The following is a 15174-nucleotide window of genomic DNA, read 5'->3' as shown; positions in this document are numbered from 1 at the left end:
GTGATCTTATGATAATGCAAAAGAATTTATATGATCCGATTATGTATCTAATGAAAGGGTTGATCGACAGGCAAATATATAACGGCGGTAAACCAATGCCTGGAAATGACCCGAACGATGTATTTAAAGAAGGTATGACAGAAGGCTATACACTTATTCGTGATGGTGCTCGTTTATCCCAAGTTGACGGAGATAAATATCTTCATTACGATCTAGATTTTAATAACCAAGGGATGTTAGACAAGGTTATATTATCCCACAAGATAACAGGAAAGAAGATGGAAATTCAATTAATATACAATGCGCAAAAACAATTACAGCGTGTACAACCGCGTCTACTGGATAAAGGCAGCGGTATACTGTCTGATTTACCAATTCCCGATGTATCGTAATGATGCACGGGAATTTTTTAATACACGAAAAAGGGTGATTACTCTTGTTTGAAACAACCTATTTAGCTGGCGGTCGATTAGATCCGCCTTTTCATCCAACTAAAACAGAACCATTCATACCTGGATTCATTATGGATTCTTTTTCATTCCAAACAAATGAAACTACATATACTGTACCTGCAGATATGGAGCTTTATGCAATAAGTGTAAGTGCATCTATATATGAATTAGATGATAAATGGAGCTTAACTGTAAACGGTAAAACTATGTGTAAAAACATATATACCAAGGATATTCCCGAAGGCATGCCCTTTATGGTTTATAAGCCTTTAGCAGCAGGTAGTACGGTTCAATTTTCATTTAAAAACCAAGGAATCCTTGATAAAACAGTATGGTTTGAATTGCATTTTTTATCATAAAGGAGGGATATCATGAGTTTTGCTGTTACATATATGGCGGGCGGTAGATTTGACGCTCCTTATTTCCCTACAAAAACGGAACCGTATATAGAAGGTAGAAGAATTGGAATAGATGATGCAGTAAAAAAAGATGAATTCTCACTACCGTTCGATACAGAGTTAATTGCATTTTCTATAGCTGCATCAAGTTATAGTGATCGTGATTATTGGAATCTATTTATCGATGGAAAACAAATATTTAAAAATGTTTATGTAAAAGACGTACCAGAAGGATTCAATTTTTCTATTATTAGACCTATTCCGGCTAACGCTGTATTAAAGTTCGAATACCACAATATAACCGGAACATCCAAAGTAGTAAAACTGAATTATCAACTATTAAGAGATTAGGAGCGTGAAACCTATGGCATATATTGAAAAAATAGTATCAGAAGCAGAATTCCATATGGAGTTAATAAACACCATGATTGAAAATGGATGGAAGAAAGTAAGCAGCTTTTACAAGGTTATTTATAAAGCTACGAAATCAGACGATCCTGTTCATAATTATTGGGCTGCAAAGCATGTAATTTTAAAAAACAACGATGGTGGTTTATACGGAATTGTTCAAGCTTGGAAGTGGACCGCAAAGTCTCAATTAGACATTGATTTTTCTAAGCCTGATGGTAAAACTGCATTTAAAACATACTTAGAAAACAACCCACAATATAAAGATCGTTCATGTATGTATTTATATATGATTGAAAAACTTCCAAGCTATCAAGAGGATAGTGTAATTATTATGGGAGCAGAAGACAAGAAAGAGTTCCAATCCATTCTAGATGTAGAATTGGCCGAAGTGATAGCTACAGAAAAAACAGAAATAAACAACGGAAGACCTTATACATATACCGTTTATGAATATACAGATAAGCCTGATTTAATGATGTCTCCTTGGGTTAAATCTACTTTGAGAAACCCTAAATTGCTAAATATAGATGCTGATACAAATTGGTGGCCAGATTCTTTAGTTCGTATTACAGGACAAGTTGATAAAAATAGAGTTGTCCTACTAATACAAGCAGATAAAACGCCAGCATTTGAAAATAATACTGTCCCTGTAACCCCAGTATACATGGGACGCTTAGAAAGCTATGGAAATGACGACGCCATAGCAGATGCTCTTTGGGCTGGAACTGCTTACGATGAAGGTGGAGAAAGTTCTTCTCACAGCTTTAATTTTGAAAGTAAAACGCTATTTAGGGACGTATCGAACTATATGCCACGCACAAAGAAATATCCTAAGTCGCCAGGTAATGGCATTGATAATGTAATTATTAAACGTTCCCGTTTTGGTGCAAGATACCAAGCACATTATATTGCGTGGAATATACCAAGTAATATTATGCCGCCAGATCGGAAAGGTGCTAATGGTGGCCAATATCCTACAGCATGGCAAAGCCACGATAATGACGAATATAAGTATCAATTCAATCCATCTTTATATAGTGGTAGAGTTCATACATCTAGGGCTTATATTGTACATCCAGATGAAGGGGTACGTGGTTATATGCCGTACGTTGTACTTCTCTCCCCGTTAGGTTTGCTAAATGGAGATAAATTAAAAGTTAGAAAAAATACATGTCCAGATACACACGACATCTACAGATTCTTTACCGTGGATGCAATTTCACCAATTACAAAGATGCCAGCTACTGCATATCGTCCAGCAGGATTAGGTATTTTCGAGAAAACAATATAGGGGATGAATATAAATGTGGTTCGATAAAATTGTAAATTTACAAACCTTACCTACCGAATTAGAAAAGTTATTTGTAGATAACGGATGGAAACGTGATCTATTTTTCCGTATCCGAAGAGAAACCAGCAAATTCATAGATGTGCGATTATTCGAATCCACTGGAAGTGATTTGGAGCGTAGAAGATTTGGTTTTGCAGTTGCATACGATACTGCAGACTCTGATTTCGCAGATTCCAGATATGTAGCCACTGAATCAAGATTAGGGGATTTTGGAGTAGGAGATGGTAAGAAAACAAACTTCATTATTCCTACTTCTCCAATCATTGCTAGTTCCCTATCTGTTTATATAAATAGTATCTATCAAGAAAAAAACACTTATACAGTGGATGGTAGAACAGGATTAATTAAATTTAATACACCAGTAGCAAAAGGAGCTAGAGTTACGGGGGAATATCGTTTAGCTAACGATGCCTATGAACCAACGAATGATATTATTTTCTTCACTTATACTCGATACTTTATTGAGAAGGAAGTGAAAATGAGTGATCAAGATGCAGATTTAGGAAATGGTAATGGTACAAAAACAGCTTTTAAATTACCATACCCAGATTTTGATGAAAGCCGTTTTGCAGTATACAAAAACGGGACAATTTTAGATGCAAACAACTATACGTTCACAGGGGATACAATTATTTTCAAAGTTGCTCCTGCAAGTGCAGACAATATAAAGATTGCAGGTACACGTTTGCTAGAATCTAGTAACGGTAGCGATGTAACAGAAATACTACCTGCTAAGACGCAATTTACCGTACAGAGCACAAATAGTGTCCTGGCTGAAATTTTTACATCTATCAATTTTGTGAACGCTTCTCCCTATACAGTACTAAGTTTGACACCGGAGCAAAGATTCACAAAGGACTGGAAACGTGATTCCGTTGTATACATGTACGGTAACGCTCATAAAGATCGTGTTGTAATGTTTATGCGAATTGATCCAACACCAAGCCCTGTACGAGCATTATTTGTTCCATTGTACATCGGAAGAATGTATACATTTGATAATAAACCGCAAAAGAATTTAATTATTATGGGTGGCTGCCGTTCTGGGGAAGAATTCAGCAATTCTACAAAGAAAATTGGTAATGCAAATATGGATTATGGCGAAAATACATCTGGTGGAAATCTTACGCCTGTTTTGTCTCAATCATTAACTGGATCTATGTATCAGCAGCATTACCTTGCCTTTATAACTCATAATGCCGATATCGATAGTGGCCAAGGGAGATTTAATCCTTCTATGTATAGCGGTAAATACCATTTATCACAAATTTATATCGTACATCCTAATGATGGATATGTAGGGAAACTTGACGATGTATACGCAGTACATCCAAAAAATATTCAACAAGCAGATGAGCTTGAAATTGAAAAAACTGTAACAGATGAAGTAATTGGTAAAGGCGATGGAACTAAAAAGATATTCCATTTAGAGCACAAACCAAAAGAAAATACATTGAACCTATTCATGGATTGTAAGGAAGTTCCTAAAACGGATTACGATTATAATGCGGAAGATAAAACTGTAACTTTTAAGGAATACCCTGGCGGTGAAATTCTAGCTAATTATCAAATGGCGCAATTATATCGTTACACATTGCCAACAACAGCAGTTTCTCCATTCACAAGTAAGTTTTCGCCTTTCAATCCAATTGGCCTAGCAATCTATAAAGAAGATATTTAAACAAGAAAGGGGGAAGGCAAAAGATGAACGAGAAAAATTATTCGATTGCTGCCCCTTCTTTATTTATAAATGAAAAGAATCATATAGTTTCTGTTAGTCCAAGTCTTTCTTATGAAAAGACTTATTGTGTTTCTATTTCAATTGCTAATCCTTTTGGTGAAAACGTGCATGAGTTTCCTGTAAGTATGCCGCCTAATTCAAGGTTTAAGGCTGTTAAAGAGGATAATGCAGGTGTATTCGCAACAAAAGTAAACAGAATTAAAGGTGTTTTATCTGATGTGATTAGCCGGGCTTCCAGGGACATTATTGAAATTGATGCAAGCATTACAACATTAAACGCTTTCCATATAGATCGTAACGTTAATATAGATATTTCTGAAATGGAAAACCTCACACAATCAAGATGCTTTGCAATAGATATTACAGATGATGAGTCAGCGCAGCAACGCAGCCGTATTTTTGATATGGGCCATGTGAAAGAAGAACTTGCAGATAAACCATTTGATATGCATGAAATCACAATCGTAAATGAATCTATTATGTCTAGAACTACAGACGAATATGAAATGAATGAAGTCATAGAAGAAGAGCTGCTTCATAAGAAAATTCGTGAGTTTGCTACAGAAGTAGAAGAACTTCCCGAATGGGTGAAAGTAGCTCGTGTATTGTATGGAGAAAAATTCTACGAAAGTATATTGGCAGAACGAAAAGAAAAAGAACTGCAGTCTAATATATTTGAGAATGGCACAGGTGAGATTGTAATTAAAGAGTTAACTGCAGTAACAACACATCCTTTAGAAATGGCGGATAGATGTATTCATGAAGTGGTTGCTTCTTATGAAGAATATGATTTATTTAACGATCTAGGAATACCTGTTTATTTACCTGATTATGATTTATTTGCAAGAATCCAAAGAGAATTAAAAGCAGATTATACAAAATTTGATACTGCAGATAGAAATATTATTCAAGTTGATGGAGGTTCAATATCATTCGAATTAGCTGAAAGAGAACATATAGAAATAATAGCAGCGGTCCCAACAGACGAAACATTTATACGAAAAAACTTATCTTTGGAACTAGAAACCTTTGATATAGAAGATTCAAAAAGAACACAAAATGAAGTAATAGCATCCTCTGCACGATATGAACAGGCAAATAAAATTCACTCATGTCACGAAAGTGAAATTGAAGATGAAACACAATCAATTCGAGTTACAAATGAATTAACTGGGAATTCTATCGAAGTATTGGAATCGATGGATAATAAGGGCCGTGAACTTGCTATTGATGTTGTCAATACTGCAGGTGATTTTGTTTTAACTCGGGATCTTATCGCAGAAAACATCATTGGATTTGATAATGCTACTCGTGAAAAAGAACTGATCCATACCATATTAGACAATGGAACTAATGCTCACAAAGTAGTACCAGAAGTAATAGCAGATTCCATTGAATCACGGGAGTTTAATAGGAAATCACAAAATATTCTTTCATACATTACAACAGATGAATTGAGTACACGAGAAAACAAACAAATTGATGTTATAGAGGGAGAATCCTCTACAGCAGAAAGAAGTGTTATCGAATTAGAAGCCAAAAATGAAGAAATGGATTTATTTGAAGGTATGGGATTACCTGTTTATTTACCCGATTATGATTTATTTGCAAGGGTTAAACGTGAGTTACAAGCAACGACGGTGTTGTCCGATATAATGGATCGTTCCAAAGTTACTATAACTTCTGAAATTGTTGATAGCATTGATATGGAGCGTTGCACCCCAAATATCATTACGGATGTGTCCGGAATAATAGATATTAAAAGACCTGTATTAGAATTAGATTCACAAATCGCTAATGATTATGATGCAGCTGACACACCTGCAAAGCAGTCTTTAATACTAGAACTAGATACATTTGATAGAGATGTAAGTGTAGCAACTGATATAGAAGAATTCGAGCGATTTAACAGGGATACTTGCATAGAAAGTTCAGTGGCGGAATTTGAACCAGCGGAGAAAGTTCTGGGAATTGATACTGAAATCATCGAAAGTGAACTGTTTATTATTAATAAATTCATTGATACCGAGTGCATACAATTTGATGATTTTATTGTTAATAATATTTACCCTACTGAAATCATTGAAGTTGATGAAAATAGAAAAGTTCAAAAAGAAAAACCGAAACTATGGTTATGTCATAGCCGTTCTTCTTGGTGGACAAATTCTAATTGGAAGAAAACAAGATAGAAGGTGATGAAATGGCTACCATTGGCCAAGTGTTAAAGACACCCGAACTGGGGTGGAGAAGATATGACTGTAATTCTCAAAATTTCTCACTATTTGATACAGATTTTGACCTAAGTAGCTCTGACCGATTTTACTCCGGTATTACAAATGGCCAATATATACGATTCAAGTTTTTTGGTAAACAGCTACGTGTTATTGCGGAAGTTTCTAATCTTCCTGGACAAGTTTCTATATCGATAGACGGAAATAAAGATTACTTCTCTTTAAATAGCAAAGCAGATGAAAATTATGTTTTAAAATATGAAAAGCAATTCACGGAACAAGCAATCCGTGAGTGTATTATTAAAATCGAAAACAACAATATATCATTCCATAGGTTTAACGCTTTTGATATTGATAGTTCTGGATACTTAATTGATTTTATGAGAAAAGTCTCTTTATATAAAAAAGAAGCAGGGAAAATATTTATAGAGGATTTCGATTCCATAAACCCGGAATGGATTATATCACCGTCCGAATCTTTTAGTATTGCTGTAAGAAAAGGCTTTATAAGATTGAATCATACAGCAGATAAAGATGTAATGTTACTAATCAACAAACCGCAAGGAGATATAGCGATACAAGTCATTGCTGATTATACTCCCGATGTTGAAGGGGATAAGGGCGGATTGATTATATATCAAAACGCTGATAATAAAATAGAATTTCTTGAATCTCATTCTATTAATAGTTCTAAAGAACACAGGGAATGGCTTGCTACTTCTACTGGTGAACAATGGGACTTTTATAGCAAGGTAGATGCTACCTTTGATTATGCAGATAGCGACAAATTAGAAGCGACTAAAATCGGTGTTGTATTAAAGAAAGGTGTCGCAGATCCATACAAGCCGCTAGATATTGATCGTATCATTATCACGAGTGGCCACAAATTAAAGTTAAGACAACTGTTCCCAAATAACAGGGTAATTTTAAGAGATGAAAATGACACTACAATATCTATTAATCAAGTGGGCAAATTAAATACCGGTATAGATATAAACCTACCATCTTTAGAGTTCCAAGGAACCATTGAAGTTTACGATGAACAAAATAGCCTTATAGCAGAAAAGAAAGCCTTATTTTATGGCGGTGACATCTATAATATGGGTTCTCCTTTAAAAATCATAATGGACTCTAAAGAATTAAACGATACTGATCCAACTAATTTAGGAAATATGATTGAGGGAAAAAGAATCATTAAAATGATGGTCCAAAATGAAAATTCTGTAGCTGTTCATAATCTCAAAATTTCTATTGAGCAATACATGGAAAAGGTGGGATATACGTGGGCAAATATTTCGTTAGATAACTTAGCTTGGGTAAAACAAATTTCAATAAATACATTAAGCGCAAATAGTTCTAGGGAGTTTTGGGTACTGGTAACTAAAGATTTAAACTACATTGGGTTTGAACCTATTTTATTTAACATTAAATTGCTACATGATTGAGGTGTTTACATGGGTACTGAAATGAAAATCAATCGTTACAAAGGAACTGTAGGTGATAGTTCATCGCCCGTACTTATCGAAAAATCTGAACAAATACTCGTACAAAACGGACAAACTCAATACCTTTCAATGAATATGGAATACAACAAATTTGATATTCGAACTATTCATGTAACAAACGACAAAGATGTTGAATCTATTATTTCAATTTTTGATAAGAAACAAAATGGACTACAGATATATAAGAGTAATCAAGAGAAGAAAACTTACGATATATTAGCAATCCCTTGCGAAGATAAAGATACAACAAGCGCTGCTCATGTTTTTATTGAAAACAAAGGAAATGAACCAACTTTATTTACAATAATCATTAAAGCAGTAAGTTTACAATAAAGGAGTGTCTTTTATGACAGAACATATATTCAAGAGATCCACACCATTAAAAAAAGATATATTCGACCTTGTTATTAACGAAATGTTGCGCGTTGGGTGGAAACAGTTAAACGCTAACAAAGAAAATGAAAAAGATATCTACATGATGTACTCCGACGGAAATGACGGTAAAAAAAACATCTTCATAGAATTTAGTCCATATGATGGGAGGGATGTAGAAAATCGTTCCGATAAGTCTAACTATGATATAAGGAAAACTTTATATTCAGATTCATTTTTCAGATTTTGCACTGGATATGATAGTTCGAAAGGCAGAGGGATTAGCGAAGATTATCAATACCCTGTATCTTGGTATAACGGCCGCCGTAGTTACTCTGGTGTTTCTGCTGGAGACGGACCACAGGTTGATCCTTTACTTACAATAGAATTATATACATTCATTGATAAAGAAAAAATTATTATTTGTACAATTCCACCAAGTAGCCTAAGTAGTTACCCAGTAGTATCCTATGTCGGTGTTTTAGAAGATTTAATGCTTGAAGAGTTACACGAACCCTATACAAGAGCATTAACTTGGTATTCAAGCGCCTTTTCTAGTGCCAGCGAATCAAATACAGGGCTAACTTTTAGTAGGCCTAAAAATAGTAATTGGACACAAAAGGTAGCTGCATATCGAAGTATATGGCTCTCTATACCTATTCTAAGAAACCCCAATATTGATAATAATTTCATTATGTTACCTTTTTACATTTCTCATAAGGACTATGGAGTTAGGGGAAAACTTGGCGGTATATACTCTACTGCCGATATAGGGATTGTAAGTGGAGATATCTTGGAGGTGGAAGTGAACGAAAAGGTACAAAAGTTTAAATATGTAAACGCAAAAAGTAGTTATGGATCATTACCTGCTCCATTAGCATTTCGCATAGAATGAGGTGATTAAAATTAATATTTTTAAAGCTTCTATTTTTGATTCAGACTTACAAAAGATGAACAGGTCAGCATTACAGAGAAAGGGCACAATAATCGACAATATCATTCAAACCGGAAATAGAAAAACAGTAAACAGAAATGGATATATTTTCAGAGATAAATCGATTATCCAAAATGATTCAAAACAAGAAGTGAACTACCCTCGTCAAGAACCATTAGAGCATTCTTGGAAGAGACTAAATACGTAAATTCTAAGCGTACAACAGTAGGCTTTTTTATTTTGGTCAAAATTTGAAGGGAGGTGAGAACTTGGAACGAATTCACGAACTCATCAAGGCACTGAATATAAGCGATGTTATTACAAGTACTCAATTTAAAGTAGGTGGTGCTATAGGTGGTGGATTAGGAACAATAATTAATTTGTTATACGGTAAAGCGAACTTAATTTGGATATCGATCTATTGCTGGATTATCATGCTCGACTGGATTACGGGTAGTAAAGCTTCAAAGCTAGATGGAACATACTCATCACAATATGGAATTGAGGGCATCACGAGAACCGTGGTGCTTTTATCATTACCAGCACTTGCACATTTATTTGATATTGCTCTTAAACTACCTGATTTCTTTTTCTTCATGGTAGTCGGTGGATTGAGTTACCACATCTTTAATAGTTTCGCAGCAAACTGTGCACGAATTGGCTGGGAAAAATGGATTCCCGCATGGTTATTAGAAAGTGTAGCATCCGAAATTCAAGCAAAAATCCAAAGAAGTGATGCACGAAAAGAAAAACATAATACCAAATAAAAAATACACGCCTTACATAAGGAGAGCATTGTCAAAAGACGGTGCTCTTTTTGTTTGGCAAAAAGGGGAAAATACACAATGAAAAAACCAAGTAAACTATTCAGCTCATTATTTATGACTCTATTACTCTTATTTTCGTTTGCTACGGCTTCATTTGCCGATAGAGTACTAATTATCCAAGACTTACCGAAACAAGCATATCGCTACGGTTTGGGCGCTTATGAGGGCGTTGTTGCACATAGTACTGCAACACCAGAAGCACCAGCAATTAACATTCGAAATTATGAAGCTAGAACATGGAGAAATGCATTTGTACATTATGCTGTAGATTGGAACGAAACAGTCCAAATTGCTGATACTAAATATGTTGCTTATGGTGCTGGACCAGCTGCAAATAAAAGATTTGTTCACGTAGAACTTTCTGAAACTAGCAACCCAGATAAATTTAAATCTTCTTACGAACGTTATGTAAAACTATTAGCTAAGATTTTAAAAGATAGAGGGATTCATCCAAGCAATGGTTTATGGACACATAAAGATATTACTTACAAATTAGGCGGAACTGACCATGAAGATCCGATTAATTATCTTCGCAGTCATGGTGTATCAGAATCACAATTCAGAGCGGACGTACAAAAGGCGTATGAAGGCGCAACAGTTACAGTTAAACCAAAACCACAAGAACCATCTCAAAACGTTGTAGGCGCAACAGGAGTAGCTTACATTGATGGGTTTAACGTAAACCTAAGAAGTGGACCTTCAACAAATCATGGTACTATCCGTCAATTAAATAAAGGGGAATCATATCAAGTATGGGGAAAACAAGGTGATTGGTTAAATCTTGGCGGTAACCAATGGATTTATAACAACTCATCTTATATTAAATATCAAGGGGAACAAACTACTACTTCAAGTTCTGTAGTAGGAAAACGTGTTGTTTCTAAAGTGGATGATCTTCGTTTCTATGATTCTGCTTCCTGGTCTGATAAAGATGTAGCAGGAACTGTAGATGAGGGACTTGGATTTACAATTGATGCTAAAGTATCTGTTAATGGTTCACCACAATACAAAGTACACAACAGTAAAGGCACAACATACTATGTAACTGCAAATGAAGCCTATGTTTATGTGAAGTAAAAGAGGCCTACTCTATCATGAGTAGGCACTTTTTGTATATATTTTAAACTAATTAAATTAACCACCTGTATGACCGTGCGAGTATTGTACAACTTCTTCAGAGGATACTTGTGTTTCTTTTGGGGTATTTGCATTTCCTAAGATTAAGGTAAAAGCAGTTAATATTCCTAACGAATAAAGAATTGTTTTTTTCATTTTATTGCCCCCCTAAATGATTTTTTCCTTTCATTATAGAACATAAATAAAAATACTCACTTGACTTCACATGATTATTTTCCCGATAGAATGTTAGTGCTAATTTTTCATTATATTCCTTTACATACTCATATATATTTTCTCGTTCAAAATATACATTACCTGCTAATACAATTTTTTCTAATTCTTCCGCACATACACCTTTTGCTATTGCTTGTGAAATTTTAAAGTGATGTTCATATTCTTCATTTTTCAGATCTGTACTAATTTTCAAGCCTTTCTCAAACAACTCTAATGCTTTTTCTTTTTCCCCAATTTTTTCATGTTCACATGCTGCAATCAATATAGCCTTATAATCATTTGGTAATTCTTTAATGACTTCTGAAAGGTGACGAATAGCTAAGTCTGATAGCTTTTGGTTTGCGTACATAAACCCTAAATTGTGACGCACATATAAGATAGCCTGTTCTTCTTTTTGTTTTTGAAATATATTCATTGCAGACATAAAAAATTCCTCGGCTGTTTCAAATTCATTTAAATGTGTACAGATAAGACCAGATACGTTATTGCAATATCCTATATTTAGTTCGTATCCGTTATATTTAGAGAAGATTTCTTCTGCTTTGGACACTTGTTGAAATGCAGGTATATACTGCTGATGGTGACAGTTAAATGTAGCGAGTTTGAAATAAAACTCCGCATGCTCTAACTGATCTGGTATTTCTCTTAGTTTTATTTCAGCCTTATCATAGTAAATTTTAGCTAAGTTGTAATTTCCGACTATCGTCGAATGCATCGCCTTAAAAAAGTAATAGTAGTATATAAGAGAATCATCTGTTGGAATATTAAAAGATTCGATTTTGTTGAAACTATCTTTTCCAATACTTAAACTATCAACTAAATATTGATGACGAAAATCTAATAGAGAGTAGTATAAAAGTAAGTTTTGATCTTCTTCCATATTTTTTATTTTTTTATCAATTTCAGTTTTTAATAGATGTGCATTTCTTAAGCGTCTAGCGCGAATTTCAATGTACCATTCATTCAGCATTTGCATGATTTGTTCATTTGTTTGTGCCTGAACCTCCATACAACAACCTCCTCTTAGAGTGACAATGTTTATTATTTCCATTTATTTTAACACGCCTTTAGATATATAAATTTTTAAAAACTTGATATAATATATACTGAATATTCAGTGTATATTATTGATATTAAAAAGAACTCTTCAAGTCATGAAAGAGCTCTTTTTTTAACTATATTTAAGAATACAGGTTACTTAACTATTTTTTGCTATTCTGTAGAAAAAAATAACTAACAATGTAATCCCCATTCCTAAAATTATTGATATCAATATTACTAAATCATGTAATACATAGAATGTTAATAAACTCCATAATCCTAAAGTTAAAAAAATTAAGGTTAAAAACAAATTTGGTTTAATGTATTTAAATTTTTTCGCATACAGCAGTAATAGCATTATAGGAATAGTATAGATAACAAACATGAGAATGTCTTTTTGATCATCTAGATTCCTAATATCAAATCCTATTACAATGATTACCACTAAAGCAATCAACATAAACGCTATTTCTTTTATTTTTCCGCATTAAACACTCTTTTTTTACAAAAATTCCGAATTTTATACACAAACATATAACAACATAGTATACTTGGATATATTAACCATATATGGAGGGGGTTGTTAAAAAGAATTATTGGGATTTTGTTCATTTTAGTTTTATTGAAGTGTACTCTGGAATTTTAGCGAAAAAACTTTATCAAGAAGGGAATCATGAGAAAGCAAGCCAATATTTTAATATATCTTATGATGCTAAAGAATTACTTCAGAAGGGAAGTGCGTTAAAATGAAAAAATTACTAATGGGATTTTTTAGTTTTGCTGCTGTTTTAACTATTGGAAGTTTTACAGAATCTTTTACATCACAAGCTGATCATGGTAGACCACCTGCACCACAAAGACCAGATTATATTTCTAATGTGGCCGATTTTGATCACGGTAGACCACCTGCGCCGGCATACGAATACGGCGATACTTATATTGATCATGGTGAGCATATCTAAAACAAAAAGAGGACGAGATCTTGATATGATCCCCTTATAGTAGACAGGAAAAAGAAAGCGCATTAACCTGTTTACTATGGAGGGGATTTTTTTATGGGGAAAATTAGAGTCACTTACGATGTAGAATTTAAGAAAAAAGCTATAGATTTATACTTAAAAGAAGGCATGAGCTATAAAAACATTGCGAAAGAATTAGGTATTCATCACTCGGTTGTAAGTCGTTGGGTGAAATACTTTGAAGCTGAAGGTATCAAAGGACTAGAAGAAAAACGTGGAAAAGCGAAAGGGCCAGGTATAGGAAGAACAAAACCAAAAGATCCAGAAGCTAAGATTAAACGATTAGAAGCCGAGAATGAAATGTTAAAAAAGCTCTTAGGGATGTAAAAGGAGGTATGTAAGCTATATCCAAAACGAGAAAGTTTGAAGCTATACTTGAGATGTTAGAAAAGGGGTATACGATTAGCCTATTATGTGCCATCGCTGGTGTAACTAGAAGTGGGTATATAAGCGGACAAAGCGGCACTTAGTGCCTTCTGAAAAACAACTAGAGGACGCTAAAACCAAGAAAAAGATATTGAAGTGTCATAAAAAACTAAGAGGGATTTATGGATATAGAGGAGTGCAAGTGTGACTGAAAGTCACCTATAACCTTCATTTGAAGCATAAGCGCATACAAAGATTGATGAATCAATTAGGCATCAAAGATTTCAAAAGAAATTAAATAATCTGAGTCCATATAAATATAGAACTCAGGTTACTTAGTTGCGCTTTTTAAATCCTGTCTACTTGACAGGGGTCACTGCAGGCATCAATTCCTTGTGTTTCGAGCTGTTTTTTCCAAACAGAAATCGTTGAAGGGGCAGGAATATTAAAGATAGCTGCCGTCTCAAATAAGGACATACCGTTTTCAATCATAAAGTTTAGTACGTCTAGTTTAAATTGTTGTGTGTAATTTGTACATCGTTTTAGAAAAGCTTCCAGATCATTCTGTTTATATTGGTTTACCCAATTCAAAATGATTGTGTCACTTATACCGAGCGATCTACCCATTTCTCGATAACTTTCATTTCCGTTCAAATAACGTAGAACGATTTGTATTTTTTCATCAGCTGTAAATTTAGCCATAGAAAAACTGCACCTCCAATTGTTAGACACAGTCTAACAATTGGAGGTGCAGTTCATTATAGGGTACTCTTTTATGAATCAGTACACCATTCATATATTGTTAATGTTTGTGAGTCATGAACAATTAAATGGTTTAACAAGTAAGGATTCAAGATAATGTATGTAAGATGAGTATAAATCGTTATAAAAAAATAAAGAAGAGCACCATTATATAGTACTCTTCTATGAATCAGTACACCATTTATATATTGTTGATGTTTGTGAGTCATGAACAATTAAATGGTTTAACAAGTAAGGATTCAAGATAATGTATGTAAGATGAGTGTAAGTTGTTACAAAAAATAAAAAAGAGCACCATTATGAACTGCACCCCAATTGTTAGACACAGTCTAACAATTGGAGGTGCAGTTTTTCTATGGCTAAATTTACAGCTGATGAAAAAATACAAATCGTTCTACGTTATTTGAACGG

At 34.0% G+C, this 15174-nt stretch carries 15 protein-coding genes and 2 pseudogenes; 14 read left to right on the top strand and 3 right to left on the bottom strand.

The window, feature by feature from the left end; genetic code table 11:
- The first annotated feature begins 8 nt into the window (after positions 1-8).
- From ACTFO4_RS06570 to ACTFO4_RS06520, 11 genes are all read left to right on the top strand, one after another.
- Entirely contained in the window at positions 9-392 is a 384-nt protein-coding gene (locus ACTFO4_RS06570; protein ID WP_021727719.1) for a hypothetical protein, read from the top strand.
- 44 nt (positions 393-436) lie between these two features.
- Positions 437-811, top strand: a complete 375-nt coding sequence (locus tag ACTFO4_RS06565) for a Low copy number virion structural protein (protein ID WP_257116043.1) — start codon at positions 437-439, stop codon at positions 809-811.
- Positions 812-823: 12 nt separating this feature from the next.
- Positions 824-1201 carry a hypothetical protein gene (locus ACTFO4_RS06560; protein ID WP_017673856.1) on the top strand — a complete coding sequence of 126 codons (378 nt, stop codon included), beginning with the start codon at positions 824-826 and terminating at the stop codon, positions 1199-1201.
- Positions 1202-1214: 13 nt separating this feature from the next.
- Positions 1215-2552 carry a hypothetical protein gene (locus tag ACTFO4_RS06555; RefSeq protein WP_257116044.1) on the top strand — a complete coding sequence of 446 codons (1338 nt, stop codon included), beginning with the start codon at positions 1215-1217 and terminating at the stop codon, positions 2550-2552.
- A gap of 13 nt (positions 2553-2565) precedes the next feature.
- The gene (locus ACTFO4_RS06550) at positions 2566-4293 is read left to right on the top strand and encodes a hypothetical protein (RefSeq protein WP_061885289.1); all 1728 of its coding nucleotides are present in this window, start codon (positions 2566-2568) and stop codon (positions 4291-4293) included.
- Positions 4294-4316: 23 nt separating this feature from the next.
- Entirely contained in the window at positions 4317-6542 is a 2226-nt protein-coding gene (locus tag ACTFO4_RS06545; RefSeq protein ID WP_061457125.1) for a hypothetical protein, read from the top strand.
- On the top strand, positions 6524-8029 hold the full coding sequence (locus ACTFO4_RS06540) for a cell adhesion protein (RefSeq protein WP_235598831.1): 1506 nt from the start codon (positions 6524-6526) through the stop codon (positions 8027-8029). The genes ACTFO4_RS06545 and ACTFO4_RS06540 overlap by 19 nt, the downstream gene beginning before the upstream one ends.
- Positions 8030-8038: 9 nt before the next feature.
- Positions 8039-8422 carry a hypothetical protein gene (locus ACTFO4_RS06535; RefSeq protein WP_061457126.1) on the top strand — a complete coding sequence of 128 codons (384 nt, stop codon included), beginning with the start codon at positions 8039-8041 and terminating at the stop codon, positions 8420-8422.
- 13 nt (positions 8423-8435) lie between these two features.
- A complete protein-coding gene (locus ACTFO4_RS06530; RefSeq protein ID WP_440013597.1) occupies positions 8436-9356 on the top strand; it encodes a hypothetical protein in 921 nt (306 codons plus the stop codon).
- A 308-nt stretch (positions 9357-9664) separates the two neighbouring features.
- Complete coding sequence (locus tag ACTFO4_RS06525) at positions 9665-10162, top strand: phage holin family protein (protein ID WP_000439586.1); 498 nt, start codon at positions 9665-9667, stop codon at positions 10160-10162.
- Positions 10163-10240: 78 nt separating this feature from the next.
- The gene (locus tag ACTFO4_RS06520; RefSeq protein WP_061457128.1) at positions 10241-11299 is read left to right on the top strand and encodes an N-acetylmuramoyl-L-alanine amidase; all 1059 of its coding nucleotides are present in this window, start codon (positions 10241-10243) and stop codon (positions 11297-11299) included.
- A 57-nt stretch (positions 11300-11356) separates the two neighbouring features.
- On the opposite strand, the gene ACTFO4_RS06515 is transcribed toward ACTFO4_RS06520, so the two are convergent.
- Complete coding sequence (locus ACTFO4_RS06515; protein ID WP_170879373.1) at positions 11357-11494, bottom strand: hypothetical protein; 138 nt, start codon at positions 11492-11494, stop codon at positions 11357-11359.
- Position 11495: 1 nt separating this feature from the next.
- Positions 11496-12584 carry a hypothetical protein gene (locus tag ACTFO4_RS06510; RefSeq protein WP_061457129.1) on the bottom strand — a complete coding sequence of 363 codons (1089 nt, stop codon included), beginning with the start codon at positions 12582-12584 and terminating at the stop codon, positions 11496-11498.
- Positions 12585-13228: 644 nt separating this feature from the next.
- Here ACTFO4_RS06510 and ACTFO4_RS06505 point away from each other — a divergent pair.
- The 3 genes and pseudogenes from ACTFO4_RS06505 to ACTFO4_RS06495 form a co-directional block, all read left to right on the top strand.
- Positions 13229-13366: pseudogene (locus ACTFO4_RS06505) on the top strand (aspartate phosphatase); the annotation flags it as partial.
- A complete protein-coding gene (locus tag ACTFO4_RS06500; protein WP_061457132.1) occupies positions 13363-13578 on the top strand; it encodes a hypothetical protein in 216 nt (71 codons plus the stop codon). The pseudogene ACTFO4_RS06505 and the gene ACTFO4_RS06500, both read left to right, overlap by 4 nt.
- Before the next feature lie 93 nt (positions 13579-13671).
- Positions 13672-13962 carry a transposase gene (locus ACTFO4_RS06495; protein WP_061457133.1) on the top strand — a complete coding sequence of 97 codons (291 nt, stop codon included), beginning with the start codon at positions 13672-13674 and terminating at the stop codon, positions 13960-13962.
- 420 nt (positions 13963-14382) lie between these two features.
- Here the strand turns inward: ACTFO4_RS06495 and ACTFO4_RS06490 are convergent.
- A pseudogene (locus ACTFO4_RS06490) lies at positions 14383-14703 on the bottom strand (transposase); the annotation flags it as partial.
- Positions 14704-15174 lie beyond the last annotated feature (471 nt).

The organism is Bacillus cereus group sp. MYBKT14-1 (assembly GCF_051915185.1).
GTDB lineage: Bacteria > Bacillota > Bacilli > Bacillales > Bacillaceae_G > Bacillus_A > Bacillus_A cereus.
Note: the sequence above shows the minus strand (reverse complement) of the source record. Positions and strands in the feature narration are given on the sequence as shown.

Bases quoted from the DNA above. Each gene is read 5' to 3' on its own strand.
- ACTFO4_RS06570 (WP_021727719.1), top strand. From the start codon at position 9: ATGATAATGCAAAAGAATTTATATGATCCGATTATGTATCTAATGAAA.
- ACTFO4_RS06560 (WP_017673856.1), top strand. From the start codon at position 824: ATGAGTTTTGCTGTTACATATATGGCGGGCGGTAGATTTGACGCTCCT.
- ACTFO4_RS06555 (WP_257116044.1), top strand. From the start codon at position 1,215: ATGGCATATATTGAAAAAATAGTATCAGAAGCAGAATTCCATATGGAG.
- ACTFO4_RS06550 (WP_061885289.1), top strand. From the start codon at position 2,566: ATGTGGTTCGATAAAATTGTAAATTTACAAACCTTACCTACCGAATTA.
- ACTFO4_RS06545 (WP_061457125.1), top strand. From the start codon at position 4,317: ATGAACGAGAAAAATTATTCGATTGCTGCCCCTTCTTTATTTATAAAT.
- ACTFO4_RS06535 (WP_061457126.1), top strand. From the start codon at position 8,039: ATGGGTACTGAAATGAAAATCAATCGTTACAAAGGAACTGTAGGTGAT.
- ACTFO4_RS06530 (WP_440013597.1), top strand. From the start codon at position 8,436: ATGACAGAACATATATTCAAGAGATCCACACCATTAAAAAAAGATATA.
- ACTFO4_RS06520 (WP_061457128.1), top strand. From the start codon at position 10,241: ATGAAAAAACCAAGTAAACTATTCAGCTCATTATTTATGACTCTATTA.
- ACTFO4_RS06515 (WP_170879373.1), bottom strand. From the start codon at position 11,494: ATGAAAAAAACAATTCTTTATTCGTTAGGAATATTAACTGCTTTTACC.
- ACTFO4_RS06510 (WP_061457129.1), bottom strand. From the start codon at position 12,584: ATGGAGGTTCAGGCACAAACAAATGAACAAATCATGCAAATGCTGAAT.
- ACTFO4_RS06500 (WP_061457132.1), top strand. From the start codon at position 13,363: ATGAAAAAATTACTAATGGGATTTTTTAGTTTTGCTGCTGTTTTAACT.
- ACTFO4_RS06495 (WP_061457133.1), top strand. From the start codon at position 13,672: ATGGGGAAAATTAGAGTCACTTACGATGTAGAATTTAAGAAAAAAGCT.